The organism is Streptomyces sp. NPDC107528 (assembly GCF_055639295.1).
Map to the genome: position 1 here is coordinate 21,229 of NZ_JBVKAV010000028.1, position 6,169 is coordinate 27,397.

Below are 6,169 nucleotides of genomic sequence, written 5' to 3' on the forward strand. Positions count from 1 at the left end.
GCACTCCTGAGTGGGCCACGACAAGCGCCACCGGCCTAATCCACCCGTAAGCAGGGAGAAGGGGTGGGCATTCCGCGGCGCCTGCCGGGAAGCGCACACCGGCTCACAACATGCGAGAGCGACCGAATCGTTGCAGCCGAGCCACGCGGCCGGCGACAGTGCCTCGACCTGAGGCCAGGCTGGACGGAGCAGGAGCAGCGGGACGTCGCCGCTCTGCGTGATCGGGAACGCTAACTTTCCGCAGCGACCGTGACGCCCGCCTTCTGGGGCGAGGTCGCGGGGCCGGAGCGTTCGGACGCACGCAGCAAGCTCAAGCAGCCTCGAGGAGTCGCTGCCAGACGCCGGCCTCGTTCCAGTCGCGCAGTCGGCGCCAGCACGTCATGCCCGAGCCGCAGGCGAGGTCTTGCGGGCAGGGCCGACATCCATGAAGCGTTCCTCAACTCGCCTGCTGTCTCATCACTCACCGACAACTCGGCTCATTGTGTTAGCCGTTGTTAGTGTGACTGCTGGCGGCGGTCGAGTACCTCGAAGTGCGTTGACCACTCATCGAAGTCGGAAAGCACGGCCTGGGCGGCCGCAGGCACGTGTGACTTCTGGTAGTACTCCCATGAACGCCTGTACAGAGGTCAGGGCGTCGAACCACATCAAGGTCATGAACTCGACGTCGTCTTCCCGCTCGCGCCGGATCAGATCGATCGACTGGAACCCCGGGATGCGCCGTGCTTCGATTCGGAAATGACCTGCCCCCGGACGACGCGCTCGTACGCGTCAGCGTTTTCCTTCGTGGTCCAGCCGCGCCACAAACGACAAATCATAGAAGGAGCCTAAAGCGCACCCGCACAGGCCGTAAGCAGATCCACGCCCTGAGAGCCGGAGGGGTGGCTTTAATCACGAGTCGTGACGTCAGTTGTTCACGAGTTTGGGAGTCACCCGGAACCACGGAAGGGTGATGTTCAGGAGTTTCGACGTCACCGGGGTACTTGCCAGGCCGGCATCGGGGTGCTCCTGGCGAAAGGCCCTGGTCATGCCGAGATGTCGAAGGTCGAACTGTACGCCGCGATCCGGCGCGACACCGGGACGGCATGACGATGCGGGAGATCTCGCGCAAGTACGACGTGTCGTGGCGGACGATCAGGAAGGCCGTGGACTCGGTCTGGCCGGAGCCGAGGAAGAAGCTCCCGCCCCGGGCGACCGCGCTGGACCCGTACGAAGCGATGGTCGACGGGATCCTGCGGGCCGACCTGGACGCGCCGCGCAAGCAGCGGCACACGGTCACTCGGATCTTTCACCGCCTGGTCGAAGAGCACGGCGCCGAGGTCTCCTACCAGCAGGTCCGTCGCTACGTCGCCGACCGCAAGCCGCAGATCCTCGTGGAGTCGGGCAAGGCTCCAATCGAGGCGTTCGTCCCGCAGACGCACCAGCCCGCTATGGAGGCCGAGGGCGACTTCGGCGACGTGACGGTGAAGCTCGCCGGCGAGGTGGTGACCTGCTATCTGTTCTCCTTCCGCCTGTCCTATTCGGGTAAGGCCGTCCACAGCGTCTTCGCCTCCTGCGGGCAGGAGGCGTTCTTCGAGGGCCACGTCCACGCCTGCGGACGCTGGGCGGGGTTCCGCGGAGCAAGGTCCGCTACGACAACCTGAAGGCGGCCGTCGCCCGGGTGCTGGGGCTGAGCCGGGCCCGGGTGGAGGCTGACCGATGGATCGCCTTCTCGCACTTCGGGATCGAGAGCTTCTACTGCCGGCCCGGCATCGAGGGCGCCCACGAGAAGGGCGGCGTCGAGGGCCAGATCGGCTACTTCCGCCGCAACCACTTCGAGCCGGTTCCGGAGGTCGAGTCGCTGGCGGAGCTGAACGAGCTGGTCGAGCAGTGGGACCGGCACGACGGGCGGCGCCGGATCGGGTCCAGGACCCGGACGATCGACGAGTACTTCGAGGACGAGCACCCGCGGCTGCTGCCGCTGCCGGAGGATCCGTTCGAGACAGGGCGGGTGTTGGCTCCGCGGATCGACCGCTACGGCCAGATCGCGGTCCGCACCGACCGCTACTCGGTGCCGGTCCGCCTGATCGGCAAGCGGGTCCGGATGCTGCTGCACGCCTCTCACCTGGTGGTCTACGACAGGAACGTGGAGGTGGCCCGGCATGAGCGGCTGATCGCCAAAGGCAGTTGTCGGCTGGAGCTGGACCACTACCTGGAGGCCCTGATCCGCCAGCCGAGCGCCTTTCCCGGCGCTACCGCGCTCGACCAGGCCCGCTCCGCTGGAAAGTTCACCCCGGTCCACGATGCCTGGTGGGCCGCGGTGGTCCGGGACCACCGCGACACCGAGGGCACTCGGGCTCTGATCGAGGTGCTGCTGGGTCGCCACCTCGCGCATGAGCACATCGTCGCCGCCCTGGCCACCGCCCTTCGGGCCGGGGCTCTGACCGCGGACGCGGTCGCGCTGGAGGCCCCCGCCTCTGCGCGGCCATCGTCGACCGCCTGACCTTCAACGGCACCATCATCGAGACCGGCACCGACTCCTACCGGCTCGCCTCGAACCGGGCGCGTAGCGAAGCGGCCGCCAAAGCCGGCTGACCGATGCATGGTTCAGCTTGATGGTCCTCCACCCCAAGGATCGTCGAGCACTGTTTCGGGGATGTTCGCCGTAAGCATTTCGTCGATGCAGCTGCGCAGCCCGACGCCGGTGGGGTCGATCCAGGTGAGCCATGGCACCGGCTGGAGCAGGTCGTCGAATTGACGGGTGCCGGGGTCGGTGAGGAGGGCGCGGAGCTCGTCGGGGGCGGGGTCGGTGACCAGGCAGAGCCAGGCCAGGCCGGCGCCGATGCGGACCTCCGGCGGTCGTCCGGGATCCGACCACAGGCCCCAGGCCCACTTGGGAGCGTGTTCATCCTGGTGTTCGCGGGCGAGTTGGGCGATCGCCAGGATCAAGCTCACCCGGACTACCGCCTCGTCTTCCTTCGCCAGCCTGGACTGCAGAGCAGAGGAGACGTGTGAAAGCTCGCCGGTCGCCGCCGCCAGAACGTAGGCGGTCACGGAGCGGACGTCGGGGTCGGGGTCGGAGAGAAGCGGGAGCAGAAGGTGCAGGTCGTCCGTGACGGCCTGACGGGCGGCCTGGATCGTCCAGTCCACCGGGCACATCGTGCTGCCCTCGATCATCAACGGCTCCTCGGCGACCTGGAGCAGGCCTTCCCGCGATCCGTCCCCCATGTGCTGACACCGGCCGATCTCGGCGACCAGGCGAAGGGTTTGGGCACGGAGTTCGGGGCGCGCGGTCGCCGCGATCCGGAGCAGGAACGGCACCGCCAGTGCCCCCACTGCGATCGTGCCGCCCTGGTGGTGAAGACTCGTCCAGAGCTGCCGCAAGGCCTCGTCGGCAGCTTCGGCGTCCCCGGACGCGAGCGTGGCGAGTAGACCGGGGATCTCCTCGCCCGGACCGTAGAAGTGCCGGAACCGCTGCCAGGGGACCTCGTCGTACCTGAACTCGTCCTTGACCTCCCGCGGGATCGCGCTGACGGCCGCCCGCGTGTCGTAGTCCGTGCCGACCCACCGTTCCGGCCAGTCGTCCCAACGGTCGTCGTCCATGGCGCGGCCTTCCAGTCCATCGACAGCATCCGAACGCCGGGAGTCTAACGACCGGTGATCAAGAGACGGACCGCTTCTGCCGCACACCGGTGGCATCCCACCACGGCGACGTCATTTCTCGTGAGCACCTGCAGCACTCAAGATCGCCAACTGCTGCCCAAACTGCTGATCAAACGCTGCTACTTCGTGTGAACGAAGCCAGAGGGGCATATAAGCGCCGCTGTTCGAGATGACCGGAGAATGTAGCCGAACGCCCAGCGTGCGGCCATCTGTACGAGACGTCACCGAGTTATGGTCAGCTCACAAGCCGTACGCCACCTTGCTGGTCGGGGCGGATCGCGATGAGCCACCATCGCGTCACGCGGTCACTGCGTCGCCGTGGCGATGGGCCACCCGCCACTCGCCCTCCTCTCGGCGGTACACCTGAGTGGCCCGCAAGGTGTACGTGCGCGGCTCTCCGTCGACGGACGCGGAGGTGTGTTCCAGACCAGCCGTATAGGCCATGTCTCCCGAGACGTCGAAGGCCTGCAGCTCGAACACGTAGGACGTGCAGTCGGAGAAGCTTGTCTCAAGGGCGGTGAAGAGACTGTCGAGTTCCTGCTGGCCGTAGGCGTTGCGCCACGCCCCCAGAACGCTCACGGGTTCGTTGCCCGACCAGAGCGCCCGGCGGGGGGCCGCATTGCCGTTGTGCAGCGCAAGCTCCGCCTCGTACAGGGCACTGTTTACCCACACCAGGAAGTCATCGCGATCGGTCATGCCTGCATCATGCACCCGACGATCGGAGCCGCAACTGTTGGCCGCGCAAGATCGGAGCCGCAATCATTGACTGCGCAGTCCCAGCTGGGCCTGGGCCGCACCGCCTGGCGTGGCAACAGGGACTGGGGCTCGAGACGGCCAGGCGGCTCGGCGCGCTCGGCTGGACGGTCTTCCTCGGCTCGCATGACGAAGACTGCGGCCGCGCGGCAGCCGGCAAGCTGGCCGCCGACGGTGTGCACGTGGTGATGGTCCCGCTCGACGTGACCTCGGACGCGTCGGTGACGGCCGCCGTTCAGCTGCTCCGTGCGCACACCGACCGGCTCGACGTGCTGGTCAACAACGCCGGTGCCCCGGGACACGTCGTGCCGCCCGCGGACGCAACGGTCGAGGACATCCACCCCGTCTTCGACACGAATGTCTACGGGCCCATCAGAGTCACACATCAAGTTCAATGCCGTCACGCCCAGCGAAGTCGCGAACCGCAAGTTCCCCGCGACCGACATGAACAACCACACCGGCGCGCTCACGGTCACCGAGGGCACCGAGGGCACCGAGGGCACCGAGGGCACCGACGCGATCGTTCGCCTGGCGACACTCGGCCCGGACGGGCTGAGCGGGACGTTCACCGATCGTCTCGGCCTCGTCGGCTGGTAACCATGGATACAGCGGCGCACAGCCGCTGCCTCAACTTCGTCGCGGGCATGCTGCCCCGGGCCCGCCAGTCGGTGTGCAAGTGGCCGTCGATCTGGGGCATCGCCATCCTGACCATGGCCGGGATCTGCGCCTTCGTGCCGTTCTTCGGCATCGCCGTCGACGCCACCATCACCGACGGACCCGACGCTGTCCGTCCGTAACCAGATCCCCGGCACCGTCACCTCCATCACGCCCGGTGACGCGATGGCGAGGGTCAAGGTTCGCCTCGACGGCGGCCAGAACCTCACCGCAGCCATCACCGTCGAGTCCGTCAAGGACCTCGGCCTCGCCGAGGGCTCCACCGTTCGCGCCCTCGTGAAGTCCACAAAGGTCGCCTTGGCCACCGGCCCGGCGGCGGGTCTGTCCATCCGCAACCAGATGCCCGGCACGGTCACCGACGTCACCACCGGCGATGCCATGGCCTCCGTCAAGGTCACGGTCGAGGGCGGCGAGCTGACCGCCGCGATCACCGTGGACGCTGTCACCGACCTCGGCCTGGAGGCCGGCTCCGCCGTCGTAGCGCTGATGAAGTCGACCGAGGTCTCGCTCGCGACCGCGTGAGACGGCGCCGGAGCATCCGGGCACCGGGCGTCGGCCGGCATATCCCCGTCGCTTACCTCGCTGAAACGACGCGGGTGGAAGGGGAGCGGCCCCATGGCACCTGACCGCCCCAGCGCGCCCAGTGCACCCCGCCGCATCCTTCCCGGCCAGCGTCGCGTGCAGGGCTGGCCGGTCTCGCACTACGGCCCGGTTCCGCGCTTCCGCCCTGCGCGCTGGAACCTGCGCGTCTTCGGCGCCACAGAAGCCGCCGCAGGCGTCCTAGCCGTCCGTGGTCCTCGCCTGGTTCCCGATACGGCCGCCGCACTCACCGTCCCCTATCGCCCCCGGACGGGAGGCCGGCAGCCCCCTGTCAAGCCGCGAGGAGACGGCCGGGCGAGGGGCAGGCATTGTGTCTACTGCCGTCCCACGGGTCGACGGGCAGGGCCCGGCCCTGTACGGGCCGGGGTCCACATGGCAGCGAATCAGCTTACCTTTTCTTCTGGCCAGGCCGGCGTGGGGGTCAGTGGTGCTTCCTGTCGACTGCCCGGAAGCTGCCGACGAGCGCGAACGGCACCACGCTGCCGTCGAAAACAATCGTTCC

At 68.0% G+C, this 6,169-nt stretch carries 7 protein-coding genes and 4 pseudogenes; 8 read left to right on the forward strand and 3 right to left on the reverse strand.

Going from position 1 to position 6,169, the window contains the following annotated elements:
* Positions 1 to 319 precede the first annotated feature (319 nt).
* Positions 320 to 409: pseudogene (locus ACZ7L5_RS45015) on the reverse strand (IS5/IS1182 family transposase); the annotation flags it as partial.
* A gap of 673 nt (positions 410 to 1,082) precedes the next feature.
* On the opposite strand from ACZ7L5_RS45015, the gene ACZ7L5_RS45020 reads away from it, so the two are divergent.
* From ACZ7L5_RS45020 to ACZ7L5_RS45030, 3 genes and pseudogenes are all read left to right on the forward strand, one after another.
* Positions 1,083 to 1,640, forward strand: coding sequence for a hypothetical protein (locus tag ACZ7L5_RS45020; protein WP_471524907.1), 558 nt, complete (start codon positions 1,083 to 1,085; stop codon positions 1,638 to 1,640).
* 347 nt (positions 1,641 to 1,987) lie between these two features.
* Entirely contained in the window at positions 1,988 to 2,479 is a 492-nt protein-coding gene (locus ACZ7L5_RS45025) for a Mu transposase domain-containing protein (protein WP_471524923.1), read from the forward strand.
* Positions 2,446 to 2,571, forward strand: a pseudogene (locus tag ACZ7L5_RS45030) (IS21-like element helper ATPase IstB); the annotation flags it as partial. The gene ACZ7L5_RS45025 and the pseudogene ACZ7L5_RS45030, both read left to right, overlap by 34 nt.
* A gap of 12 nt (positions 2,572 to 2,583) precedes the next feature.
* Here ACZ7L5_RS45030 and ACZ7L5_RS45035 read toward each other — a convergent pair.
* Both ACZ7L5_RS45035 and ACZ7L5_RS45040 read right to left on the reverse strand, forming a co-directional pair.
* Positions 2,584 to 3,579 (reverse strand): hypothetical protein, encoded by a 996-nt coding sequence (locus ACZ7L5_RS45035; RefSeq protein ID WP_471524909.1) that lies wholly within the window; start codon positions 3,577 to 3,579, stop codon positions 2,584 to 2,586.
* Positions 3,580 to 3,936: 357 nt separating this feature from the next.
* On the reverse strand, positions 3,937 to 4,335 hold the full coding sequence (locus ACZ7L5_RS45040) for a nuclear transport factor 2 family protein (protein ID WP_471524910.1): 399 nt from the start codon (positions 4,333 to 4,335) through the stop codon (positions 3,937 to 3,939).
* A gap of 122 nt (positions 4,336 to 4,457) precedes the next feature.
* Here ACZ7L5_RS45040 and ACZ7L5_RS45045 point away from each other — a divergent pair.
* The 5 genes and pseudogenes from ACZ7L5_RS45045 to ACZ7L5_RS45065 all read left to right on the forward strand — a co-directional run.
* Positions 4,458 to 4,730: pseudogene (locus ACZ7L5_RS45045) on the forward strand (SDR family NAD(P)-dependent oxidoreductase); the annotation flags it as partial.
* A 106-nt stretch (positions 4,731 to 4,836) separates the two neighbouring features.
* Positions 4,837 to 4,989 carry a hypothetical protein gene (locus ACZ7L5_RS45050; protein WP_471524912.1) on the forward strand — a complete coding sequence of 51 codons (153 nt, stop codon included), beginning with the start codon at positions 4,837 to 4,839 and terminating at the stop codon, positions 4,987 to 4,989.
* A 2-nt stretch (positions 4,990 to 4,991) separates the two neighbouring features.
* The gene (locus ACZ7L5_RS45055; RefSeq protein ID WP_471524914.1) at positions 4,992 to 5,189 is read left to right on the forward strand and encodes a hypothetical protein; all 198 of its coding nucleotides are present in this window, start codon (positions 4,992 to 4,994) and stop codon (positions 5,187 to 5,189) included.
* A gap of 43 nt (positions 5,190 to 5,232) precedes the next feature.
* Positions 5,233 to 5,589: a TOBE domain-containing protein gene (locus ACZ7L5_RS45060; RefSeq protein ID WP_471524915.1), complete on the forward strand. Its 357-nt coding sequence runs from the start codon at positions 5,233 to 5,235 to the stop codon at positions 5,587 to 5,589.
* Between the two features lie 93 nt (positions 5,590 to 5,682).
* Positions 5,683 to 5,829: pseudogene (locus ACZ7L5_RS45065) on the forward strand (sulfite oxidase-like oxidoreductase); the annotation flags it as partial.
* Between the last annotated feature and the right edge of the window lie 340 nt (positions 5,830 to 6,169).